At 66.4% G+C, this 24213-nt stretch carries 17 protein-coding genes; 12 read left to right on the plus strand and 5 right to left on the minus strand.

Annotated elements, in window-relative coordinates; genetic code table 11:
* The first annotated feature begins 1 nt into the window (after position 1).
* Positions 2 to 1462, plus strand: a complete 1461-nt coding sequence (locus QMX83_RS10525) for a GGDEF domain-containing protein (RefSeq protein WP_282296581.1) — start codon at positions 2 to 4, stop codon at positions 1460 to 1462.
* On the opposite strand, the gene QMX83_RS10530 is transcribed toward QMX83_RS10525, so the two are convergent.
* Positions 1463 to 2401 (minus strand): DUF808 domain-containing protein, encoded by a 939-nt coding sequence (locus tag QMX83_RS10530; RefSeq protein WP_282296582.1) that lies wholly within the window; start codon positions 2399 to 2401, stop codon positions 1463 to 1465.
* 177 nt (positions 2402 to 2578) lie between these two features.
* On the opposite strand from QMX83_RS10530, the gene QMX83_RS10535 reads away from it, so the two are divergent.
* The 4 genes from QMX83_RS10535 to QMX83_RS10550 all read left to right on the plus strand — a co-directional run bounded on the left by QMX83_RS10535 (position 2579) and on the right by QMX83_RS10550 (position 13048).
* Positions 2579 to 4219, plus strand: coding sequence for an AarF/UbiB family protein (locus QMX83_RS10535; RefSeq protein ID WP_282296596.1), 1641 nt, complete (start codon positions 2579 to 2581; stop codon positions 4217 to 4219).
* 158 nt (positions 4220 to 4377) lie between these two features.
* Positions 4378 to 6483 (plus strand): phosphoglycerol transferase I, encoded by a 2106-nt coding sequence (locus QMX83_RS10540; RefSeq protein ID WP_282296583.1) that lies wholly within the window; start codon positions 4378 to 4380, stop codon positions 6481 to 6483.
* Positions 6484 to 6593: 110 nt separating this feature from the next.
* A complete protein-coding gene (locus tag QMX83_RS10545; RefSeq protein ID WP_282296584.1) occupies positions 6594 to 6890 on the plus strand; it encodes a hypothetical protein in 297 nt (98 codons plus the stop codon).
* Positions 6887 to 13048, plus strand: coding sequence for a hypothetical protein (locus QMX83_RS10550; protein WP_282296585.1), 6162 nt, complete (start codon positions 6887 to 6889; stop codon positions 13046 to 13048). The genes QMX83_RS10545 and QMX83_RS10550 overlap by 4 nt, the downstream gene beginning before the upstream one ends.
* Positions 13049 to 13059: 11 nt before the next feature.
* Here QMX83_RS10550 and QMX83_RS10555 read toward each other — a convergent pair whose 3' ends face one another.
* Positions 13060 to 15462, minus strand: a complete 2403-nt coding sequence (locus QMX83_RS10555) for a DUF3772 domain-containing protein (protein ID WP_282296597.1) — start codon at positions 15460 to 15462, stop codon at positions 13060 to 13062.
* A gap of 205 nt (positions 15463 to 15667) precedes the next feature.
* Between QMX83_RS10555 and QMX83_RS10560 the strand changes: the two genes are divergently transcribed.
* The 3 genes from QMX83_RS10560 to QMX83_RS10570 all read left to right on the plus strand — a co-directional run bounded on the left by QMX83_RS10560 (position 15668) and on the right by QMX83_RS10570 (position 18005).
* Positions 15668 to 16162 (plus strand): lipocalin family protein, encoded by a 495-nt coding sequence (locus QMX83_RS10560; protein ID WP_282296586.1) that lies wholly within the window; start codon positions 15668 to 15670, stop codon positions 16160 to 16162.
* Positions 16163 to 16170: 8 nt separating this feature from the next.
* On the plus strand, positions 16171 to 17382 hold the full coding sequence (locus tag QMX83_RS10565) for an FAD-dependent oxidoreductase (protein WP_282296587.1): 1212 nt from the start codon (positions 16171 to 16173) through the stop codon (positions 17380 to 17382).
* A gap of 122 nt (positions 17383 to 17504) precedes the next feature.
* Positions 17505 to 18005: a hypothetical protein gene (locus tag QMX83_RS10570; protein WP_282296588.1), complete on the plus strand. Its 501-nt coding sequence runs from the start codon at positions 17505 to 17507 to the stop codon at positions 18003 to 18005.
* 6 nt (positions 18006 to 18011) lie between these two features.
* On the opposite strand, the gene QMX83_RS10575 is transcribed toward QMX83_RS10570, so the two are convergent.
* Positions 18012 to 18446, minus strand: a complete 435-nt coding sequence (locus tag QMX83_RS10575) for a PepSY domain-containing protein (protein WP_282296589.1) — start codon at positions 18444 to 18446, stop codon at positions 18012 to 18014.
* Between the two features lie 194 nt (positions 18447 to 18640).
* Here QMX83_RS10575 and QMX83_RS10580 point away from each other — a divergent pair, with 194 nt between their 5' ends.
* Genes QMX83_RS10580 through QMX83_RS10590 form a run of 3 tightly spaced genes read left to right on the plus strand, consistent with a single transcriptional unit; the run spans position 18641 to position 20867 of the window.
* A complete protein-coding gene (locus tag QMX83_RS10580; RefSeq protein ID WP_336618958.1) occupies positions 18641 to 18883 on the plus strand; it encodes a PepSY domain-containing protein in 243 nt (80 codons plus the stop codon).
* A complete protein-coding gene (locus QMX83_RS10585; protein ID WP_282296591.1) occupies positions 18883 to 19545 on the plus strand; it encodes a response regulator transcription factor in 663 nt (220 codons plus the stop codon). Before QMX83_RS10580 ends, QMX83_RS10585 begins: the two co-directional genes overlap by 1 nt.
* On the plus strand, positions 19542 to 20867 hold the full coding sequence (locus QMX83_RS10590; RefSeq protein ID WP_282296592.1) for a HAMP domain-containing sensor histidine kinase: 1326 nt from the start codon (positions 19542 to 19544) through the stop codon (positions 20865 to 20867). The genes QMX83_RS10585 and QMX83_RS10590 overlap by 4 nt, the downstream gene beginning before the upstream one ends.
* Here QMX83_RS10590 and QMX83_RS10595 read toward each other — a convergent pair whose 3' ends face one another.
* Together QMX83_RS10595 and speA are read right to left on the minus strand one after the other, a co-directional pair.
* Positions 20868 to 21191, minus strand: a complete 324-nt coding sequence (locus QMX83_RS10595) for a DUF6122 family protein (protein WP_282296593.1) — start codon at positions 21189 to 21191, stop codon at positions 20868 to 20870.
* Complete coding sequence (speA, locus tag QMX83_RS10600) at positions 21188 to 23077, minus strand: arginine decarboxylase (protein ID WP_282296594.1); 1890 nt, start codon at positions 23075 to 23077, stop codon at positions 21188 to 21190. The genes QMX83_RS10595 and speA overlap by 4 nt, the downstream gene beginning before the upstream one ends.
* Positions 23078 to 23256: 179 nt before the next feature.
* Here speA and speE point away from each other — a divergent pair, with 179 nt between their 5' ends.
* Positions 23257 to 24111, plus strand: a complete 855-nt coding sequence (speE, locus tag QMX83_RS10605) for a polyamine aminopropyltransferase (protein WP_282296595.1) — start codon at positions 23257 to 23259, stop codon at positions 24109 to 24111.
* Positions 24112 to 24213 lie beyond the last annotated feature (102 nt).

Here is a 24213-nt window from a genome sequence, read left to right on the forward strand (position 1 = left end):
GGTGGAGGCCGCCTCCGCCCCTCGCGCCAGCGGCGGCGACAGCGCGGGCCTGCAGCGGCTGTTTGCCGGGGCCGAGCAGCCCGAGCCGCTGCTGGCCGCCTTCGCCGACGGCATGGCCACCCTGCCCGGCGAACTGGGCGACATGGGCCTGCGCCTGCAGTCCGCGCTGCGCAGCGGTGACTGGGTCAGCTACGGCCGCGCCATGCGCCAGCTGATCGACAAGTACATCCGTACCATCGAACTGGACACGCCGGACGGTCAGCCCGACAGCCTGCGCCTGCGTGAACTGCTGCGCCACACCCTGGGCGTGACCGTGGCCAGCCTGCTGCAGAACATGCCGGAGCTGAAGGAGGCACCGGTGCAACTGGCGGCCGACTTGCGCCAGTGGCACCCCGGCCAGCCGCTGCAACCGCTGGAAACGCGCCTGCGCGAGCTGACCCACCAGATCGGCGTGCGCAGCGACAGCTGGCAGGAACAGCAGGAACTGCTGTTGAGCCTGTTCGACCTGCTGCTGGAGAACATCAGCGAGCTGCTGGACGACAGCAGCTGGCTGCACGGCCAGCTGCACGCGGTACGCGCCCTGATCGGTGGCCCGCTGGATCGCGACTCGGTCGAACAGGCACGCGCCAACCTGCGCGAGGTCATCTACAAGCAGGGGCTGCTGAAACAAGGCATCGTCGAGAGCAAGGCCGCCATGCGCGGCTTGATGGGCGAGTTCATCGAACAGCTCGACGGCATGGCCACCCACACCAGCGACTACCACGACCGCATCAGCAGCTACGCGCTGGCGTTGAAGGAAGCACGCAGCATCGCCGACCTCAACCAGCTGCTGCAGGACGTGCTGCGCGACACCGGCAAGGTGCAGGAACAGGCATTGCAGGCGCGCGACCACCTGGGCAATGCACGCCGCGAGGTCGAGCAGGCCGAAGCGCGCATCGCCGAGCTGGAGCTGGAGCTGAGCGACATGTCGGGGCAGATCCGTACCGATCCGCTCACGGGCGCGCTCAACCGCCGTGGCTTCGACGAGCTGCTGGAACGCGAGATCGCGCGCGCCGCGCGCCATGCACATCCGCTGGCGGTGGCCCTGCTCGACCTCGACGATTTCCACCAGACCAACAGCGAACACGGGCATCCGGGGGGCGACGCCGTGCTGCGTCATCTGGTGGCTGTGTGTCAGCTGCTGCTGCGCAACGCCGACGTGGTCAGCCGCATCGGCGGTGACGAGTTCGTCATCGTGATGCCGGAAACGCCGGCAGCCGACAGCATGTCGACCCTGTTGCGGCTGCAGCGCTCACTGGCGCAGCGTCCGCTGCAGCTGGATGAGCAGCGGGTGCCGGTGCACTTCAGCGCCGGCGTGACCCAATGGCAGGCAGGGGACAGTGCCGAAACCGTGCTCAAGCGTGCGGATGCGGCACTGTACGCGGCCAAGCGGGTCGGCAAGAACCGCGTGCAGGCCGGTTGATCAGTGCGCGGCTGACTTGCCGCGCGCCTTCTGGATTCCGGTCACCGCCAGCAGCACCACCGCGCCGGCGACAACGCCGACCACCAGGTTGCCCAGCGCTTCGATCAGCCAGCCGACGCTGGTCTGGCCAGCGAGGCCCAGCACGAAGTGGTGCAGCGCCGGCACGTTGTGCACCAGGATGCCGCCGCCGACCAGGAACATGGCCAGGGTGCCGGCCACCGACAGGAACTTCATCAGCCACGGCGCGGACGCCACCAGTCCGCGACCGAACGCGGCTACCGCGCCGCCCTTGCGTGACAGGTACAGACCGACGTCGTCCAGCTTGACGATGCCGGCCACCAGTCCGTAGACGAACACCGTCATGCCCAGCGCGATCACCACCAGCGCGGTCAGCTGGTTGATGAACGGCTGCCCGGCGACCACGCCCAGCGACAGCACGATGATCTCGGCCGAAAGGATGAAGTCGGTGCGGATCGCGCCCTTCACCTTGTCCTTCTCCCAGGCCACCATGTCGACCTTCTCATCCGCCAGCGCCTTGGCACGCTCGGCCTTGTGCTGCGCGTCTTCCTCCTTGGAATGCAGGAAGCGGTGCGCCAGCTTCTCCACGCCCTCGTAACAGAGGAAAGCACCACCGATCATCATCAGCGGCACCACGATCGGGATCGGGAAGCCTTTGCTCTTCAACCAGGCTTCCAGCGCGCTGATCGCCAGGGCCGCCGGCACCAGGATCGCCTTGTTGACCAGCGAGCCCTTGGCCACCGCCCACACCACCGGCAGTTCGCGATTGGCGCTGACCCCGGTCACCTGCTGCGCGTTCAAGGCCAGATCATCGCCGAGCACGCCGGCGGTCTTCTTGGCCGCGACCTTGGTCAGGATCGAGACGTCGTCCAGCAGGGTCGCGATATCGTCGAGCAGGGCAAACAGGCTGGCACCGGCCATGGCTATCCAAGATTCATTCAGGTGTGGCGATTCTGACTGATCCGGGCGCGTTCGTGGAAGATGGCCGGATTCACCGGCCCACCACCGTACCGCAGCCACACTGCGGACAGACCTGTGTCGGAGTCCTGCTTGAACAACCCGCCAGCCCCTTCCGTATCGCCCTCGCTGGTCACCGGCATGAACCGGCGCAGTCAGATCCTGCGCCTGCTGCTGCGCTACCGCCATTCCGGTGTGTTCTCGGGCATGAACCTGGACGCCCGCGCCGTGCATGAGCTGCCGCCAGAGGGCAATCCCGAGCAGTTCGTGACCGATCTGGAGTCTCTGGGTCCCACCTTCGTGAAGCTCGGCCAGATGCTGTCCACCCGTCCGGATATGGTCCCGGTCGAGTTTGCTACCGCGCTGGAGCGCATGCAGGAAAAGGTCGCGCCCATTCCGGTCGAACGCATTCACGCGATCATCGAACAGGAACTGGGTGCTCCCGTATCCAAGCTGTTCGCCCGCTTCGATGCGGTCCCGCTGGGCTGTGCGTCCATCGCTCAGGTGCATCGCGCGCAGCTGCATGACGGGCGCGAAGTGGCGGTGAAAGTGCAGAAGCCGGAGGTCGCCGCCCAGCTGCGCTCGGATCTGGACGTGCTGCGAAGCTTCGCATTGGCGGCCGATCATCTCACCCAGGTCGGACGCCGGGTGCGCCTGCGCGACTGGCTCAATGAGTTCGCCAAGACCCTGATGCAGGAGCTGGACTACCAGGCGGAAGCCGAGAATCTGCAGCGCTTCGGCCAGCACCTGCGCCCCTTCAAACCACTGTGGGTGCCGCAGCCGATCTGGGACTACTGCAGCCATCGTGTACTGACCATGGAACTGGCCCAGGGCGTGCGCGTGGACATGATCCCCGACGTACGCCGCACCGAAGAGCCGATGGCCCCGCTGGCCGCCGCGCTCATCCGCGGCTACCTGGACCAGATCTTCGTGCACGGCGAGATACATGCCGATCCGCACCCCGGCAATCTGCGCGTGACGCCGCAGGGCCGGCTGGCGATCTTCGACCTGGGCATGGTCGCGCACATGCCACCGCGCCTGCGCGAACGTCTGCTCAAGGTGCTGTTCGCCGCCGTAGATGGACGCGGCGAGGAAGTGGCTGACGAGATCATCGGCATGAGCACGCGGCTGGAAGCCTTCGATGAGGAACGCTATCTGCGCGAGACTGGCCAGGTCATCGCACGCTATGCGGCCAACAGCAGCTTCTCCGAAGGACGCGTCGTGCTGGACCTGGTCCGCATCGCCACCGCCAGCGGACTGCGCACACCGCCCGAGCTCAGCCTGCTCGGCAAGGCACTGCTCAATCTGGAAACCGTGTGCCGGCTGCTGGCTCCGGACCTCGACACGCGCCGCATCGTCGAGAAGCAGCTGCAGCACGTGATGCGTGCACGCCTGCGCAAATCACTGTCCGCGGCCAACCTGGCGAGTGAGGCGATGGAGGTGCAGCAGTTGCTGCGCGAAGGGCCGCGCAAGATGTCCGACATTCTCGCGCTGCTGGCCGAGAACCGATTGCAGATGAAAGTCACCGGACTGGAGGAGTCGCGGCTGATGGAGAACCTGCAGAAGATTGCCAACCGCGTCTCTGCCGGTATCGTCACCGCCGCGTTGATTCTGGCCGCCGCACTGATGATGAAGGTCAATACCGGCTGGCATCTGTTCGGCTATCCGGCCATCGCGATGATGTTGATGATGATTGGCGTGGTGCTGGGGCTTGGCATCATTCTCAGCGCCCTGATCTTTGACCGGCGTGCGCGTTCGAAAGAGGAACGCGGTCATCGGTGAACCCGGATGGATGCGTTCACGCAGGTTTTACACCTGCGCGAGCGAAGCGTAGTAGGGGCTGAATACGTCGCTTCAACAAACATTTCAGTCAGGTTCGCGCAGGCATGATCCAGTCATCAGCCTGTCATGCAGGCGTGCTTGGAAGCGAAACACCGCCTATGACCTGGATCCTGTTGCTGTCGCTGCTGCTGCTCACCGTACTGTTGCTGGCCTCGCGTCGCTGGGTGTGGTGGAAGGTGTCACTGATGTCGGTGCTGCTGCTGGCATTGAGTGGGTGGTGGTTGATCAACAAGCTGTCCGGTGATGGCCTGAATGCGGCCACCCTGTATCACCTGGGTGCCGACATGGAAGGCGCTGGCGTCGCTGACTTCAAGGGCTATATCGCCGGCTTCATCGCACTGGCCCTGGCCTCGCTGCTGCTGCCCCTGCTGCTGGTGCGCCGCCGCACGTGGAAGGAATCGCGCCATGGCGGTGCCGTGTTCGCCGGTTTCGCGGCGACGTGGCTGGTCGCCATCGCGGTCAGCCCGCTGTATCGCGACGGCCATCGCCTGTACCAGCAGACCCGTCCGGTCGATTACACCGTCATCGCGCCGGAGTACAAGGTGCCGCAGCAGCCGCTGCGCAAGCCGCGCAACATCGTGTGGATCTATGGCGAGAGCCTGGAGCGCACCTATCTGGACGAGGCGGCGTTCCCGGGTCTGATGCCCAATCTCAATCGTCTGGCCGCGCAGTCGCTGGACGTGCGCGGATTGGCCCAGGCGGAGGGCGGTGGTTGGACGATTGCCGGTCTGGTGTCGTCGATGTGTGGCGTCCCGCTGACCACCGCGCAGGGCGACGAGAACAGCATGGACCGCATGGGCAGCTTCCTGCCGGAAGCGGTCTGCCTCGGCGACTATCTGAAGCAGCAGGGCTACACCAACCACTACCTGGGCGGTGCCAATGGCCTGTTCGCCGGCAAGGGCCAGTTCCTGGCCACGCACGGCTTTGATGAAGTGCACGATCTGGCCTGGTTCAAGCAGCAGAAGATCGCACGCTCGCACTTCTCCACCTGGGGCGTGCACGACGACGTGCTGCTGGACAAGGCCTATGACCGTTTCATGCAGCTGTCCAAGGCCGGCCAGCCGTTCATGCTGACCACGCTGACCATGGATACCCACCATCCGGCCGGACACCTGCCGGTGGCCTGCAAGCGCACGCGCTACCAGAGCGACTACGGGAACATCGGGCTGCTCAATGCGCTCAAGTGCACCGACGGCCTGATCTCCAGGCTGGTCGATCGCATCCAGGCCAGCCCGTATGGCGAGGACACGCTGATCGTCGTCGCCTCGGACCACCTGGCCATGCCCAATGATCTGAGCCACGTGCTGGCCAAGCAGAAGCGCGAGAACCTGCTGCTGTTCCTGGGCAAGGACATCGCGCCGCGCCAGCTGGCCGCGACGGCCGGCTCCACGCTGGATTCCGGTGCCACGCTGCTGAGTCTGGTCGACCCGGACATCAAGGCCATCGGCTTTGGTCGCTCGCTGCTGGATCCGCAGCGCGCCGACAGCGCCAGCGTGGCGGCGTTGCGTGACGGCGGCAAGGACTTCCCGCGCTATCTGGCGTTCTCACGATCGCTCTGGCTGGGCGATACCACCCGCCAGCTGCGCATCGACGACGACAACCAGGTGGTGGTGGGCCTGCAGCATGTGCAGCCGCCAGTGCTGCTGGAGTATGACAAGCAGTGGGACCTGAAGTCGGTGTACCTGGAGAACACCTCCAAGCAGTTCGAGCAGGCCGATCCCGCCAATACGCTGGCCTACGTCGACCGGTGCACGGCCTTTGAAGATGGCTCGGCTGATGGCGACTGGTGCGCGATGCTGGTCCACCGTGAAAAGGGCATCAAGCTGTATCGCGATGACCAGCTGCGCCAGGGCTTTGCAGTGGACGCGCCACTGGATGCCTTCAACGGCCCGTTGCCCAGCATCCGCCAGGCGCACATGATCACCCAGAAGGGCCGCCGCACGCGTGCCGGCCAGTACATCCTGCAGCTGGTCGCCAAGCAGTCGCCCGATCGCGGCTTCTGGATTGAAGCGGTCTCGTCCAAGCGCAAGGTCGTGGTCGCGCAGCAGTGGGTCGAACCCGACGCAGAGGGTCGCATCACGGTACCGTTCGGGCTGGACCACGAAGTGGATGATCTCGAGATCCGTGCCTGGTTGAACCACGCCGAGAAGCTGGCGGTGGACACCTTCGCGCTGGTGCCGTCGCGCCGCGGCGGACGCTCGTAACGCCAGCACTGCAGCGGTCTCGGCGACCCGGCACTCCTGTGTCGGAAAACCCCCTTTAACGGCACGATCACGCGCGCTAGGTTTCGCCCCACCCCGTTGGAGGCGATTCCATGCCCGTGCCCGTGCTCGTGCCGCAGTCCACCCTAACGCCGGCGCACATGCCCCCCGCGCTGTTGCAACGTGGCGGCCACGCCATTGCACGCGTCATGCCCGGGCATGTAAGCAACGTGTCCCTGCGTGCGCACGATGCGCCGCTGCCTCCCAGCTTGAGGAAGGGCCTGCAGGGGCATCTGCTGTTGCCAGCCGAACTGGATCGGGTGGAGGCGCTGCTGAGCGGGCTGCTGGAGCGCACCACGCCCGAAGAAGTGTCTGATGTCTTGCCGAGGCGTTATCCGGAGCTACGTTGACGGGCCGCAGCGCGGCGGTGGAAGAGGCAGTAACGGCCCTCGCATCACGCCTGGCGCAGGCGTCATCACCCGCGGACACGTGGCAGCAGGAAGGACGGCGTACCGTTGCCGCCCTCGTGCATGGGTTGGCACAGCTGCAGGGCGCGCGGGCCGTGGGCGCTGCGGTGTATGCCATCAGCAACCGGATGCTCGGGGAGCACCCCGCACAACTGCTGTTCTGGGGAAGTCAGACCGCCACGCTGCAGCGGCTGCTCGACAGCGGCACATTCTGGCAGTGGCTGCGATGGGCCAGCGGGTTGCCCTTGCCTTCACTGCGTGAAGCACGCTGGTTGTCGCCACTGCTGACCGCGCTCCCCCACTGGTTGGGTCCGGTGCTGCTGCAGGCCGAATCCGCACATGCGCAGCTGGAACGGATCCTGCTGCCTACCTCACCGGTGCGGGTCGCCCTGCTGGCCGCCACCTGGCTGCTGTGGTCCGCGCAGCGCGGCCACCCCGCGCCGGACCCTCCACGTACCGCGCTGGGCCAATGCCTGCAGCGCCTGCCACAGGCGCTGGCGGACGTGGAGCAGCTTGGCCGTGGTGCGCGTCGGCTGCTGGGGACGCCGGTCCCTGACGAACTGGCGCTGAGGCTGCGCGACGCCGATCAGACACTGGCACGGGCACGCCATGCGTGGCTGGATCGTCAGGACTGCCATCCGGAACGCGTGGCGGCGGTGGCGCGTATGGAACGCCGACGCAGCGAAGCCGACCGGGCACTGGCCGACGCGCTGCATGTGGGGGCGGACCAGCGTCTGACCTCCCTTGCCGCACTGAGCATGCAGGCGGTCGACAAGCGTAACCGGCTGACCTCGTTGCTGGACCACTACACGCATCAAGCCGGATGCCACAACGACAGCGTACGTTGTGATCCCGCGCCGCAAGCCGCCATCGGAGCCGGCGAGCAGCATCAGCTGCTGCCAGCGCTGGCCGCGGCACCGCTGGTCCTGGCAACTCCGCGAGCGCGGCTACGCCAGGTGGGGATCATTGCCGGTGCCACCACCGGCACCACCTTGCTCGTGGCCGGAGCCTGGTGGCTGAACGAGCGCGCGTACCGGTCCTATGTGGAACAAGCGGCAGACCGGATGGACGCAGGGCTGGCGACAGCCACAGGCGATGAGGTGGAAGGCGCAACGCTGTACGTGGCACTGGCCAACCGCGTGGCACACCTGGTCGCGCCTTCGGCCAGCGTTGATGTGCCCGCGGTGGCACGGGCGCTGGACTTCCCCGCCCCCGACGGCAGCAGCAGCCTGCGGGGTGCGCTGCGCGAGGCGGCGGCGCTGGGGCCGGAGGTCAGTGATGCGTTCGTCGACGATGCGGCAACCGTGCTTCTGAAGCGTCACCGCCGAACCGTCGTCTCCCCCACCCAGCGCCCGCTGCCTGGGTTGCACGCCTTGGCCGACAGCACCTGGCGCGTGCACTCGCAATTGGAACAAGCCGCACTGGATGACCATCGGCTGATTCTCGATCTGCTCTGGCGCGCGTGGGAAGACCTCGGTGGCGGGCGCACGGTACAGCTGTCCGGCTACCACCTGCAGCCCCATCCGCATTCGCCGCTGCATCTTGACCTGCGGGAGGTCCAGCGCTGCATGAGCCTGCTGTACCAGGAGCAGGATTTCCTGGATCGCATCTACGTCGAGCGCACTCCGCCCCGTTCACTGTATGTTGAGGACGGGCAGTTGAGCGGCCGACGCATCACCTCCGATGTCCGTGTCCCACTGTTCCCTCTGGAGGAGAACACCGAGTCGGTGGCATGGTCACCCCGCACCGTCGCGCTGCTGGAGCGTCTGCTGGCGGCCGTCGAGCAGGCGGGTGGGTACTTCCACAACGGCCACCCTCCCCGTCTGGATATCGCTCTGGGCTATTACCTTGCTTCCCCATCCGGACCCGCGCCGGAGGCACTGCTGGTGCGCGCGACGTTGAGCATGCGCATCCAGCAGTTGGCCCGCGCCTCGCGGGCCCGCGCAGGCCAGACCGGCACGCCGGCACATGAACGTCGCAACCTGTTGAACCTACGTGCAGCGCTCCGGTCGCACGTGCCAGGCGATACGCTCCAACCTGGGGTCCGGTTACGGCCCGATCCTCTATCGGACATCGGCTACGAGCTGTCGCTGGGCGCGAATGTTCTGAGCCAGCTGTCCAACCATCCCACATTCCGTCGCCTCTGCGTGGCGGTGAACGCCGATCCAGATCAGGTGACGTTCCCCGCAAGCGGCGATGTGCAGGCCAGCCGGCTGCTCTCTAGTGAGAGCGTCACGCTGTTCCCGGCCACCGCACCCCCTGCCGGGTTGGAGGTGCTGGCCTCGATGCTGCGCTCAGTGGCGCAGGCGATCTATGCGCCGGTGCGATCGGACGGTCGCCTCCCATTGCAGTCCCTGCTCACGTGGTACGAGTTGCCTGCACTCGGGGCGGGCGGGGCGCAGCAGGTGGGTGCGTGCGTAGACGCGCTGGACGCACGCCTGGCAACGATGGCCGGCGCAGCGGGAGAGGACTTGATCGCCGCGCCGGCGGCCCCGCACCACGATTATCAGCGTCTGGTGGAACGGCTCTGGGACGTACATGACACCTATCCAGAGGATCTGGAGGGCGCGCTGGCGGGAGAGCGCTTCGAGCCACAGCCGGATCCCCCTTCTCCGCTGCAGGTCGCATGGTGGGAGGCCCAGGACGCACTGACAGAAGTGTTCGAACATCCTGAAATCTGGCTCAGGATGCGGCAGGCAGACGCCGCCTTCCGCCAGCTGCGCGTGGACGCCACCGGCATCTCTGCATTGGCAAGGGATGGCGTGCGCCGGCTGCGCATCCTGGATGGCATGCACGAGATCAGCGACGCCGCACTGCGTACGCTGCTGGAGGCGTTCAGCCAGCGCAGCGACCGCTTCGGAGAAATCGAGCAGTCGCCGCTGGTCCCGTTGCCCGCGGCGCTGCGCTTCTACGACCTGGCGCTTCCACCGCCGTGGGACGCGCCCGCGCCCGGCGGCGTCCACGCGCGGATGCTGCCGCTGATTTCCCAGGTACATGCACGGTGGGCGGAAGCGCAGCCGCCGATGTCCCCGCTGGACCGCGACGCCGCCGCCATCGAGCAGATACTGACGCAGTTGGAAGCGGACGTTCCGCAGCAGAGTCGGTTCCGCCCCTCCCTGGATACCGTACCCGACACGCTGCTGGGGATGGCCCTGCAGGACTTCGACACGATTCTCTCCAGCCTGTCGGTGCGCAGCCTCGTCGCTGCACAGCGTCTGGTCCCCAAACACGTCAGGGTAGATCACAGCGGATCGCTTCACCTGCACGGAGATGGACAACACCTGGTGATCCAGGATGTCGCATGGCAGTGGCCAGCCGAGACGGCTATACATGAGGCGATGAGGCGGCTGCAGGACATCGCCGTGTACCTGGGAGGCGAGGTGCATTCCGATGGCCGTCTGCGGCTGGACGATGCCATCGCACTGCAGGGCGGGTGCAACGCGCTGGCTCCGGTATCCACCACCGCCAGCATTGAATGCATCCAACAGTTGTTGGGAGAACTCCGCTCGGGCATGCGTGGCGGCTACGTACGCGCGCAGGACCTGATGGACGCAGCCGAGCGGGACGTGCTGCGTGCGGCCACGGCCGCCTTTGTGGATCGCCAGGTACCGGCCGGCCGCTCCCTGCTGGAGCACCTGGCACAACCGCTGATCGATGCGGGCGGGTTCGCGTGGAGCGACGTGCATCGATCGGCATACCTTCTCTCGGAGATGGCACGCACCCCCGCCGCCATCGCGCTTCAGCGCGCCCTGCTGACCGCGCTGGACTGGTATGGTCGCGACGGTGCGGCAACCTCACCGACCCTGCTGACGACCCTCACGCTGGAAGCGGTCATGGCCGACCTGGGGCCTGCGTCGAATCGCGAGGCGCGGATCGTGTTGGGCTACCGGTTGCACAAAGTCAGCAACTGGGGGCGGACCTACCACCAGGTCCGCGCGGATCTGGAAGACTATGTGCGCAGCCTCGGACGCGTGTCTCCTGCTGCGGCCCCGATGGCCTGTCTCTGGCTGATGCAGGAATACCTGCCAGAACTGCTGATCCCGGACCTGCCTCCGGAACTCGTGTACGCGAGCTCGGTGGCTGCGGTGAACTTCGTCAGCGGCGTGCATGCCGCCGAACGCATCAAGCGCGGACTGTCCCAGCGGATGCGCTTCGTCGACCTGGTCACGCTGTCGGCTGACTTGACCACGCGCGACGGCGTACCGCAGATGGTCAAGGTCATCGCGATTGACGCGCGCCGACTGCCAACCCTGGACTGGTTCGTGTTCCGCCAGAACAATGATCCGTACACGAGCGCGTCCACCTCACTGCCATCGCCAGAAGAGGCGATGCTGGCCTTCGACGCCCGCGTCGAGCAGATCCAGAATGCCATCACCGCCCTGGTAGCGCCGCTGCCCTACCGGATGCCGATGGTGGAGGCAGCGATGCGCCAGGTGTTTCCCACCTTCCCGGGCGCGCTGGCTCCGTTCCCGTGGAACACCGAGGAGATCCGCCTCTGCAGCAACAAGTACAGCGGACGGAACTTCGCCCTGCATGAGATATACGCCGCGGGTGAACTGCATCCTTCGGGCAGTGAATGGCGAATCTGCCCCTTCCACGTTCCGATGGATTCGTCTGGTCCAGTGCACGGCGAGCGCCTCGGTGCCTGGCGCGACGCGTTCGAGCAGATACGTCCAGGCTTCTCGTTGCTGCCGGACATCCAGCAGCAGCACCGGCTGGCGGTGGATGCGTATTTCGACAATGCGCGACGAGGGTATGCCGTCCTGATCGAGGAGGCCCTGATGCTGCGTCCGCAGGAAGAGCGTGCGGCGATCCTGCGCGGCGACGTGGAGATATTCACCTTGCGCACCCACGAACCCGACCTGGAAGCCCAGCAGGAGACTCGCGATGACACGGACCCCTACCGGGGTCGGTTCGGTGTGATCTACCGCCTGCAGATCAATGGGCAGGCGCGATACTTCCAGCTGTTCCCGCTGCAGAGCCGCATCATTCCACTGCCATTGGAGCAGCCGCTCCGCTTGGGCGGTCAGCTGGAAGATCGCTCCGTCCGCCTGCGCAGCGGCTCCTATGTGAAGATCAAAGTGCGCCGAGGCAGGCCATTGCCGGTGGATTGGCGTGCCTACGTCTCGGATGTTCCGCCGCGCGAGGGTCAGGTGTCTCCTGTCATCGTTGAACGGCTGGTTTCCTATACACCTTCCGACGCACCGCGTACGTCGCCGTTCCATTGGCTGATCTCGCCTGTCACCCGGGACTTCTTCTGGTTGGACAAGGAAACGTTCTACGTGGAGAGTCTGGGGCCCAACGGTATCGAAGAGGAACGGAGGGATCCCCTTTGGCGCAAGGCCGTGGATCTGGTGGTTCCCTTTGTGGAGAACCTGCGCAAGATCCAGACCAAGGATCGCCACGAGTTCGCGGTCGCTGCCTTTGGCCTGTACCTGGAGACCATCCTCATCGTCGGCCCCATCGCCAGCGGTCTGGTCAGGGCCATCTTCCGACCCGCTGCGGCAGCGACCCTGCCGCGCTTCTCGGCGATCTCGCGCGTTCTGGTCACCGGCACGTTGGACGCTCTCAACCCCACCGCGGGTACGTGGGCGCTGCTGCGCGTGGGTAAAGACGTGGTATCGCGAGGCACGGACCGCGGCGTGCGCTTCACCTGGTCTCTGCTGGATAGAAGCACCAGCGCGGCCCGCGCCATCACGTTTGGATGGACCATGCGCGAAGGCATGGCCGTACTCGACGCCGGTCGGACCCTGCCCCTGGCGTTGGCGGATACGCGTACGCGCGTCGTGAACGGCGTGAGCAACATCATGGTGATCGGAACGTCGACAGCCGAAGGCAGCACATTGAATCTGCTGGACCCGGCGACCCACCTCCCCTACGGCCCCACCCTGCGTGAGCGCGCCAGCAGTGCGGGCGGGGGAGCCGTTTCCATGCTGGTCAAGGCCGGCGGTGCGGTCAATCCGCCCCGTGCGCCTTCAGGCAGGCTCCTGCAACCCGTCAGAACCGGCATGCGCACTGGCGGCGAGGCGGAGAACGAAAGTGGCCGAACCACCCTGGATCCGAATCGAGGCCTGTCCGTACGCCTGCCCGAGGCCCCTTAGGAACCCGCCGCTTATTGCGGCGGGTCAGGCTCAAGCGGCGGTGCAGGATCACGCACCAGATGGATGTCGGTGGGCGAGGACAGTGCGATCCCTGCGGCAGCGAACTGCTGCAGCAGGCTGAAGTACAGATCGCTGCGCACGCCGTACACCGCGCGCGGCCCCGAGGTGTACGCAAAGCTGTTGATCGCGATCTGCCCGTTGTTGATCGAATCGATGAACACCGAGGGGGCCGGTTCGTCCAGCACCGCCACATGCTGGGCAAAGGTGTCCAGCATGATCTGCCGCAGGGTGACCACGTCGGTATCCAGCGGCACGCTGAACTGGATCTGGATGCGCCCCTGTACGCTGCCCATCGTCATGTTGCGGACGGTCTTGGTGATCAGCTCCGAGTTGGGCACGATCAGGGTGGAGCGGTCGCCCACCTGGATCTCGGTGGAGCGCACGTTGATGCGACGGATGTCACCTTCCTGATCGCCCAGTTTGACCCAGTCGCCAATCTTCACCGGCCGTTCGGCCAGCAGGATCAGACCGGATACGAAGTTCTGGGTGATGGCCTGCAGACCGAAGCCGATACCCACCGACAGCGCGCTCACCACCAGCGCCAGTTTCTCGAACCCGATGCCCAGCGCGGTCAACGCCCACAGCACCGCTGCGATGATGCCCAGATAACGGGTGACCGTGCTGATGGAGTTGCGCGCGCCCGCGTCCAGTTCGGTCTTGGGCAGGTAGGTATCGGTCAGCCAGCGCTGGAAGGCCTGCATCACCGCCCACACCACAATGAAGGCCAGAACGGCATTGAATACGTCGCGCGGACGCAGCGTGGTCGTGCCGATGGTGATGCCCTTGGACAGGGTATCCAAGCCACCCAACAGCGCATTGGTGTTGCCGAATGCGCCCGTCAGCAGGATCACGGCCATCATGACCACGCCGATGCGCAGCAGTGCTGACAGCAGCACCCCGCCCTGCTCCATCCGTGCCGCGCTGAGCCCGGTGGTCAACACCACGGTCTGGCCGATGCGCCCTTCCGGTGACAACAGCCAGATCGCCAGATCGTTGACGAACTTCAGCAGCACTGACGTGGCCATCAGCACCACCGCGCCCCAGATCAGCTGCTGGCCCACGAACATGGCGAGGTTGAGATAGCCCAGCAGGCTGGCGATGACCGCTGCGGTCACCACCAGATTACCGGCCACGCGGGCGAGCACGATCCAGCCGCTGCGGCGGGTGTTGGCCTTGGGCTTGGCGGGCTGGTCGCCCTGCGCCTCCAGCTTGGCCTGCGCTTCCTCCGCCTGTTTGCGGTGCATGCGCGCGAGCGAGACCAGGATGGCCACGATCAGGGCCATGTAGGTCAGCGCCATCAGCCCGTCCACGGCCACGGTGGTGACCTGGCCGGTGCGCGCCGCCTTGTTGAGCGCCACCAGCATGATGCTCACCCAGGTCAGCGCCGCCGCACACCAAGCGTACTTGCGCAGACGCCAGGCCAGATCGTCATCCAGCGTCATCAGCCGCCACGACGGACGCTTGGGCATCAGCACCGCGGCGCTGACGGCGGCCATGAAGGCGGCCACGAAGGTCGCCAGCTGGAAGTGGTATGCGGTGGTCTCCAGCCGCGATGGAATCGCACCGATGGCGTCCAGCGAGCCGATCAGCACCACCGCGGCGAAGCCTGGCAGCAGGGTGCCCACCGCCATCAGCCACACGGCCAGCCCGGATCGACGCAGGCGCCCTTCGGGTGCGCGCTCGGAGGCGGCCAACCGTCGTCCCAGCGCCCGCAGCCACAGCCGCAACGGGAAGAACATCAGCAGTGCCAGCACCGCACCGGTCAGCGGCGAGCTCCAGCCATGTTTGGCCACGCCCTCATGCAGCGCGCTCTCGCCCTGCCGATACAGAATCACCAGACGCTGCAGGTCGGTCGGTACATCGGTCGCGAATTTCCGCCACAGCGAGGGCGACAGCGGTGAGCTGACCTTGCGCGACAGCTCTTCGCCAAGCTGGCTGGCGCGCATCTTGTCGATATCGGCGCTGAGCTGCTTGGCATCCACCGACATCAGTTTGGCCCGCGCGATCGCCGCGGTCACGTCCGCCCGCTCCTGGTTCAGGCCCTTGCGCTGCTGTGTCAGCTCACGCGCCTCCACCTCACCTTCGGCCACTGCGCCCAACTGCGAAATGCGGAATTCCAGCTGCTCCAGGCGCGGTTGCAGCGCGGCCTGCGCGGCATCCGCCCGGCGTTGCACTTCCAGTGCGCGGTCGGACAGCGTCTTCAGTGAATCCAGGGTTTCAGCGTCCTCCAGCGAGGTGCGGATCGCCTTCAGGTCCTTGTCGGCCTGTGCCAGCTGGGTGACCGGGTCGGTGGCCGCGTCGTCGCTGGCCTGCGCCCAGGCGCCGGTGGCCATGCCCAGCCAGGCGCACATCATCAACGCGGCCAGCAAACGAATCAGATTGAAACGGAGACGGGAAGACAAACCGGGGCACCTGCAGGTTGCGCGGATCACCGCGCGTGCGCGGACTATAAACCGCTTCAGGTTCAGACCGGGTGTGTGCGCGTCACGTGGGTCCGGCTTCACTTCGCCATGGCATCCGCCCCGGCATGGTGGCGTCCACCTTGCCACAGCGCCTGCGATGACCACCTACGCCGACCTGAAGACCGTTCCCGACCTGAACCTGCCCCGCTACCTGGGCACCTGGTATGAGATTGCCCGGCTGCCGATGAAGCATGAGCCGGAGGACTGCACCGATGTATCGGCCCACTACAGCCTGAAGGACAACGGTCACGTGGCCGTGCGCAATCGCTGCCGGCTCGGGGACGACATTGAAGAGGCCGAAGGCGAGGCCTGCCCGGTGGACAACGACAGCGCGCGGCTGCAGGTCAGCTTCCTGCCGGCCGGACTGCGCTGGCTGCCGTTCGGCAAGGGCGACTACTGGGTGATGCAGGTCGCCCCGGACTACAGCGTGGCCCTGGTCGGCAGCCCGGATCGCCGCTTCCTGTGGCTGCTGGCGCGCGAACCACAGCTGGATGCCACCACCCGCGATCACTATCTGGCCCAAGCCCGGCAGCAGGGCTTCGAACTGGCCGATCTCATCCTGACCCCGCATACCGGCCAGCCGACGGCCTGAACCCCGGCATGGACCTGAAAAGCGGCTATCCGTACTGGGCGATCCGCAACGGCCTGATGCATGCGTTTCCCCCGCTGCAGCAGGACCGGCACTGCGACGTGCTGGTGGTGGGCGGCGGGATCAGCGGTGCATTGATCGCCAACGAACTGTGTGCGCATGGCCATGACGTGGTGCTGATCGAGCAGCGCGACATCGGCTGGGGCAGTACCGCCGCCAGCACCGCGCTGCTGCAGTATGAGATCGACACCCACCTGGTCGACCTGTCACGGCAGTACGGCGAAGCGGCGGGCGTGCTGGCCTACCGCGCCTGTGCCGAGGCCATTCCGGCCCTGCGCCAGGTGGCCGCGGGGTTCCGCGGCGTGGACTGTCAGCCGATGCGCAGCCTGTATTACGCCAGCAAACGCCGGCATGCGTCGGTGCTGCAGGCCGAGTTCGCGCTGCGCCAGCGGCACGGCTTCGACGTGACCTGGCTGCAGCAGGGCGACCTGCAGGCGCAGTACGGGATAGACGCTCCCGGCGCGATCCTGAGCGCACTGGCCGCTCGTGTGGACCCGTATCAGCTCACTTACCGGCTGCTGATGCGCCTGGCCAAGGGCGGCTGCGCGGTGCACGACCGCACCACGCTGCATACCCTGCAGACCACCGCGCGCGGGGTCAACGCCATCACCGCCCAGGGCGTTCAGATCCGAGCCAGGCATGTGGTGTTGGCCACAGGCTATGCGGGCCAACGCTGGCTGGAGTCCCGCGTGGCCCGCAACCGCAGCAGTTACGCGTTCATCACCGATCCGGTCGATCCAGATCTACTGGGTGCCCTGTCCAACACGATGGTGTGGGAATCGGCACGGCCGTATCTCTACCTGCGCAGCACTGGCGACCATCGGCTGCTGGTGGGTGGTGAGGATGATGCGGTGGATGTGCCGGCACGACGGGATGCGCGGGTGCAGGGCAAGGCGCGCACGCTGCTCAAGCAGGTCAACCGGCTGTTCCCGGACCTGCCATTGCAGCCCGCCTTCTCCTGGGGTGGCACCTTCGCCGAGACCGCTGACGGCCTGCCGTTCTTTGGCCCGCACCCGCAATGGGGGCCGCGGGTGCTGTTCGCCATGGCGTACGGTGGCAACGGCATCACCTATTCGATGGTCGGGGCAGGTTTGTTGCGCGCGCAGATCGAGCGCCGCCGGCACCCGCTGCAGACACTGTTCGGCTTCGACCGGCACCGGTAGGTACCCACCGTTGGTGGGTACCCCTTGCGGGCACACGACAAATCCTGCGAATGACAGGCATCATTCAACCAGCGCCTGCTAGCGTCAGCCTGTCGGCCGCCCTGCCTGCCCCGGAGCCTCCCATGATCCGCCCGCTTTCGCTGCTGCTGTGCCTGCTTGCCCCCGGGGTTGCCCTGGCGCAGTCCGCCGCCGGTGCCACCGGCCCGCAGTCGGCCACCGACCTCAACCTGGCCGTGCCGCAGGAACCGCTGCAGTACCTCAATGACCCCACCCTGCGCGGCGACCCGCCCGGCACCTTCTACGGCGACAAGAGCGGCCGCCGCGTTGCACGTGGCCCGGCCGGCAATGGCATTGCGGAGGTCACCGACGACAAGCTGCGGGTCAACGGCAGCTTCACCACCGGCATTGGCTATTCGGAGAACTTCGGCAATTCGCACTACAACGCCGCCGAACTGAACCTCAGCAAGAACTACACCAACGACGAAGGCAAGACCCGGAACATGAACCTCAACATCCGGGTCAGCGAGGGCAAGGGACCGGGGTTCTACGGCCCCTACGGTTACGGGGATTACGGCTACGGTGGCGGCGGCTACTGGGGTGGCCCCGGTCCGTTCGGCTGGTAAGCCGGCTCAGTCCCACCAACCGTCGCGACGGCTGCTCAGCACGCGACCGTCGTAACCGCTCATGCGCACGTCCACGCGCTGGTTGTTCCTGTTGTAGGCGTCCAGCGACCAGGTGGCCCCGTCGCGGTCCACCTCGGTGATGCGGGTATAGCCGGCCTTGGCCGCCAGGTCGAGGATCTGGCCGGCGTCCAGCACCGCACGGCCATTGGCCGAATCGAAGATCTCACCTTTGGCCGGGTCGACCAGCACGTCATCACGACTGCCGTCGGCACGGGTCACTTCGGCTTCCCACATGCCGTCATCACGTTCCAGCTCGTGCACCTGGGTGTAGCCGGCGGCGCGCAGCTTGGCCTGCACCTCGGCAGCGCCCAGTTCGGCGGCGAAGGCCGGGGCGGCGGTTACGGTGGCGGCCAGTACGGCGGCAATCATCAGGGTCTTCATGAGGGGTTCCTTGTGGCAACCGGACCATTCCGGCACCGCCAGTCTGGCAAGCGTCCTTAAGCGCCTCATGAGCAGCGTTGTTAGGGATTGTTTAATCGCCGCGCGTATACCGTAGGCCTGGTTCCCCGGTACGCGCTTCCATGTCGCCCTACGCCCTTCTGCTGCCCCTGCTGCTCAGTGCCACCCAGGACCCGATGCGGGTGCTGGACGGCGACGCACGCGAACAGCAGGCGGCACGCCAGGCCGTGCAGCAGGGCCGCTATGTGCCGCTGGAGACGGTGGTGCGCGATGCGCTCAAGCGCTACCCCGGCAAGCTGCTGGAGGTGGAGCTGGACGATGACACGTATGAGATCGAGATCCTCGGCCCCAACGGCAAGGTGATGGAGCTGGACTATGATGCGCGCAACGGTCGCCTGATGAAGATGGAAGAAGACTGATGCGTCTGCTGCTTGCCGAGGACGACACGGTACTCGCCGACCGCCTGCGCACGTTGCTGGAGGAAGCCGGTTATGTGGTGCTGCACAGCACCGAGGGGCGCGATGCCGAGTACCAGGGCCAGGTCGAAGACGTGGCCGCAGCAGTGGTCGACCTGGGCCTGCCCGGGCTCGACGGGCTGAGTGTGATTGAGCGCTGGCGTCAGGCCGGGCGGACCTTCCCGGTGCTGGTACTCACCGCCCGCAGCCGCTGGCACGACAAGCTGGCCGGCTTCGATGCGGGTGCCGATGATTTTCTGACCAAACCATTCCAGCCTGAAGAGCTGCTGCTGCGGCTGCGCGCCCTGATACGGCGCAGCGCTGGCCATGCCAGTCCGCGCCTGGTCTGCGGCCCGCTGCATCTGGACGTGAACGCCGCGCGCTTCGAGCTGGGCGGAGCAGCGCTGGCCTTGAGCCCGCAGGAGTACCGCATTCTGAGCTACTTCATGCACCACCCTGACACCGTGATCAGCCGTTCGCGGCTCGGCGAACACGTGTACGACGCCGGCTTCGACCCCGACTCGAACACGCTGGACGTGCTCATCGGCCGCATCCGCCGCAAGCTCGGCAGCGAGCTCATCCATACCCATCGCGGCCAGGGATTCCGCCTGTCGGCGCAGCCATGAGCACCCGTTCGCTGCGCAGTCGTCTGCTGCTGGCCGGTGGGCTGGGCATGCTGCTGGTGTCCGCACTCGCCACGTGGTGGTTGGGCGCGATGTACGAGCGGTCCGCACGCGCCGCGCTGGATGCGCGACTCGGCAATGACCTGATCTCGGTGCTTTCGCTGGCGGAGGTGGACGGGCAAGGGCGGGTACAGTTCCGACGCGAACTGGTCAACGAAGACTACCGGCGGGTGTTCTCAGGCGCGTACTGGCAGGTGCAGAACGCGCAGGGCCAGGCCCTGGCGCAATCGCGCTCGCTGTGGGACGGTGCACTGGACATGCCCGCCACGCTGCAGACCGGTCCAGCGCAGGCTTTCAACACCGTGGGTCCTCTGGACCAGCCACTGCGCGCGGTCGCCCAGCAGGTCACCCTGCCACGTGCCGGCAGCCCGCTGCGGGCGGTGGTCGCCGCTGACCGCAGCGCGCTGGATGCGCAGGTCAGCAGTTTCCGCCAGCGCACCGCGCTGGCGCTGATCGTACTGGTGGCCCTGTGGTTTGCGGTGCTGGTCAGCCAGGTGCACTACGGTCTGCGTCCGCTGGCCGAGCTGCGCCGCATCGCCGCGCAGGTGCGCAATGGCGAGAACGTGCGCTTTCCGCAACAGGGCCTGGTCAAGGAAGTCGCGCCGCTGGCCGACGAGCTCAACGCCCTGCTCGACCATCACGGGCGCATGGTGCAGCGCGCGCGGCGCAGCGCCGCCGACCTCGCGCATGCGTTGAAAACCCCGCTGACCGTGCTCGGCACCGAAGCGGAGAGTGACGGCAGCGACTGGCACCAGACCGTGCGCGGCGAAACCGCACGCATGCAGGCCAGCATTGACCGCTACCTGGCCGTCGGCGTCGCCGCTGACCACCAGCAGCGCACCCCGGTCGGACCGGTGGTCGACGCCCTGTGCCGGCTGATGCAGCGCGTGCATGGCGATCGCGACCTGCAGTTTGTCTGCGACGCCAATGCGCAGGGCCTGTTTGCTGGCGCGCGCGAAGACCTCGAGGAGATGCTCGGCAACCTGCTCGACAATGCCGGCAAGTGGGCGGCGCACCGGGTGGAGGTGAAGGTGCGCCACGAAGGCAACCGCATGCGCGTTGAAGTACGCGACGACGGTGCGGGGTTGCCCGAGGAGCAGCTGGAACGCGTGCTCGGCCGGGGGGTGCGGCTAGATGAGCGCGCGTCTGGCAGCGGATTGGGCCTGGCGATTGTCGCGGACATTGCCGAGAGCTACGGCGGAACGCTGACGTTGCGCAATGGTGCGCCGGGATTGGTGGCAACGCTGGTGTTGCCGGCGGGGTAATCAACGCCCCGCGTGCATCCACCAGCAATCAATCGCATCCAGCACGATGTGGATCATCAACCCGATCCCGAACAACCGCGTCTTCTTCGGCACACACAGGCCCGCATACACCGCAATCGCGGGCGTGGTGTGCAGCGGGTGGAAGCCGATGCTGCAGCGGTTCGGCGCGTAGATCGGGTCGGCCAGCAGGTGGTCCAGGTCGATGATCCAACCCAGCAGCAGCAACACCCACGCGGACAGGAAGCGCTTGCGCCAGAACATCCACGCCAGCAGTGCAGGCACTGCGGCGTGGAGGAACAGGTGGAAGATCGCGCGTGCCGTCACACCAACGGTTCGTCGGACAGATACGTATAGCCGGTCAACCCGGCTTCCAGCGCTTCGGACAGCTCCTGCGCCCGCGCCGGGTCCAGCTTCGCCGCCGCCACGCGTTCGGCATAGGCCGCACGCAGGTCGTCCAGGCGGTAGCCCACGTAATCCAGCATCACGTCGGTGGTGTCGCCGCGGCGCTGCTGGGTGATCGCGTAACCATCGGCATCGGCCACCACTTCCACCGCGTCGGTGTCACCGAACAGGTTGTGGATGTCGCCCAGGATTTCCTGGTACGCACCGACCATGAAGAAGCCGATGCGGTAGCTTTCACCCGGCTTCATCGCGTGCAGCGGCAGCGAGGTATCCAGGCTCTCGTTTTCCACATAGGTCTTGACCATGCCGTCGGAGTCGCAGGTCATGTCAGCGATGATGCCGCGACGGTCGGGCACTTCGTTGAGGCGCTCGATCGGCACGATCGGGAATACCTGGTCGATGGCCCAGGCATCGGGAATCGATTCGAACACGCTGAAGTTGACGAAGTACTTGTCGACCAGGCGTTCGTTGAGTTCGTCCAGCGCCGGGCGGTGGCTCTTTTCGTCGTAGCTCAGGCGCGCGCGCACGCCGTGGGCGATGGCATAGAACAGGTCGTCGATGCGCGCCCGCTGCGGCAGGTCGATCTGGCCGAGCGCGTAGCTGGCCAGGCCTTCGGCGTGGAAATGCTGGGCTTCCTGGAACAGTTCCACGGCCGGGCGCTGGTCCAGCTCCTCGTGGATTTCGCGCAGGTGGCGGATCGCCGCCGGCTCGTCGTCATGCGCATCCGGCACGCGGCCTTCCTGCGCCTGCTCCACTTCGGACACGTTGGCGATCAGCACCGCGTGGTGCGCGGTCATCGCGCGGCCGCACTCGGTGACAATGCGCGGCGGGGTCAGGCCGTGCTCTTCGCAGGCGTTGGCCAGCGGCTGCACGATGTTGCTGGCGTAGGCGTTCAGGCCGTAGTTGATCGAGCAGAAGCTGCGCGAGCGGGTACCTTCGTAGTCCACGCCCAGGCCGCCGCCGACGTCCACGTGGGTGATCTTCGCGCCCAGGCGCGACAGTTCCACGAAGTAGCGGGTGGCCTCGCGCATGCCGTTGGCGATGTCACGCACGTTGGAGATCTGCGAGCCCATGTGGAAGTGCAGCAGGCTCAGGCAGTCGGCGTACTCGGTGTCGCGCAGCGACTTCCACAGGTCCAGCAGCTGGCGCGGCGACAGACCGAACTTGGCCTTGTCGCCACCGCTGTTCTGCCACTTGCCCGCGCCCAGCGAGGCCAGGCGCATGCGCACGCCCAGGCCCGGCTTCACGTCCAGCGCCTTGGACTCCTCCAGCACCAGCTTCAGCTCGGAGGGCTTCTCGATGACGATGAAGGTCTGCAGGCCCAGCTTGCGGCCGATCAGGGCCAGGCGGATGTACTCGCGGTCCTTGTAGCCGTTGCAGACGATCAGACCGCCCGGGCGCGACAGCGCCAGCACGGCCATCAGCTCGGGCTTGCTGCCCGCTTCCAGGCCGAAGCCCTCGCCGTGGTGGCTGGCCAGGGTGCCGGCCACGCCGCGGTGCTGGTTGACCTTGATCGGATAGACGGCGGTGTAGCCGCCGGCGTAGTCCCAGTCAGCCTGGGCCTGGCCGAAGGCGGCCTGCAGCTTGCCCAGGCGCTGGCCGAGGATGTCCGGGAAGCGCACCAGCAGCGGCAGCTTGGCCCCGGCCGCACGGGCCGAATCCACGATCGTCGGCAAGGACACCACCGGGCCGTCCTGCCCCGTCGGTCTCACCACCATATGCCCCGCCGGATCCACGTCGAAGTAGCCATCCGCCCAATGCGGAATCGAGTAGGTCTTACGGGCTTGGTCGAGGGACCAATCGGTCATTTCAGTGTGCCTGGTTGGTAAAAAAGGGGGTGCATGATAACGCCTATATGCCGACAGCTCCGTTATCATGCGCGCCCGCGCCCGTGTCCAGGCTTGAACCTGAACGGGGCGGACCCCGTCCGGACGCGCCTTGTGCCGCCATCCCGGCTCCAACACCCTCCGAACAGGACCGTTACTCCATGACTGACAACAGCAACTGGTACATCGAGCATTTCGAGCGCACCGGCTCGGCCATTGGCTACCGCATCACCGGCAAGCTGGACGAGGTGCAGTCGCCCTTCCAGAAGATCGAGATCTTCCAGACCACCGACTGGGGCAACCTGATGACCATCGACGGGGCCATCATGCTGACCAGCAAGGACAATTTCTTCTACCACGAGATGATCAGCCACCCCGTGCTGTTCACCCACGCCGCGCCCAAGCGCGTGGTGATCATCGGCGGCGGCGACTGCGGCACCCTGCGCGAAGTGCTCAAGCACAAGGGCGTGGAAAGTGTGACCCAGTGCGATATCGACGAGCAGGTCACCCGCATGGCCGAGAAGCACTTCCCGGAACTGTGCGACTCCAACAGCGACCCGCGCGCCGAGCTGATGTTCGACGACGGCGTGGCCTACATGGCCAACTGCCCGGCCGGCAGCGTGGACGTGGTGATCGTGGACTCCACCGACCCGGTCGGCCCGGGTGAAGGCCTGTTCAACAAGGCCTTCTACGAGAGCTGCTTCAAGGCGCTGAAGGACGACGGCATTCTGGTCCAGCAGTCCGAATCGCCGCTGATGCAGCTGGCGCTGATCAATGAAATGCGCACCGAAATGGGCAAGGCCGGCTTCCAGTCGTTCAAGACCCTGCCGTTCCCGCAGCCGTGCTACCCGACCGGCTGGTGGAGCGTGACCCTGGCACGCAAGGGCCAGAGCAGCTTCGACTTCCGTCAGGCCGATTCGGCGTCCAAGGGCTTTGACACCCTGTACTACACCGCCGCGCTGCACACCGGCGTGCTGGTGACCCCGCCGTTCGTGCAGGCCGCATTGAAGGGTTGATTCAGGATTCGCGAGGGCCGGCCAACGGCCGGCGCTACCGAAACGCAAAAGCCCGCGCTGTTGCCAGCGCGGGCGTTTTTGTTGGCAGCATAGCGGGAAGAA

It is taken from the genome of Stenotrophomonas sp. PS02289, from assembly GCF_029960115.1.
In the GTDB taxonomy this organism is placed as follows: domain Bacteria; phylum Pseudomonadota; class Gammaproteobacteria; order Xanthomonadales; family Xanthomonadaceae; genus Stenotrophomonas.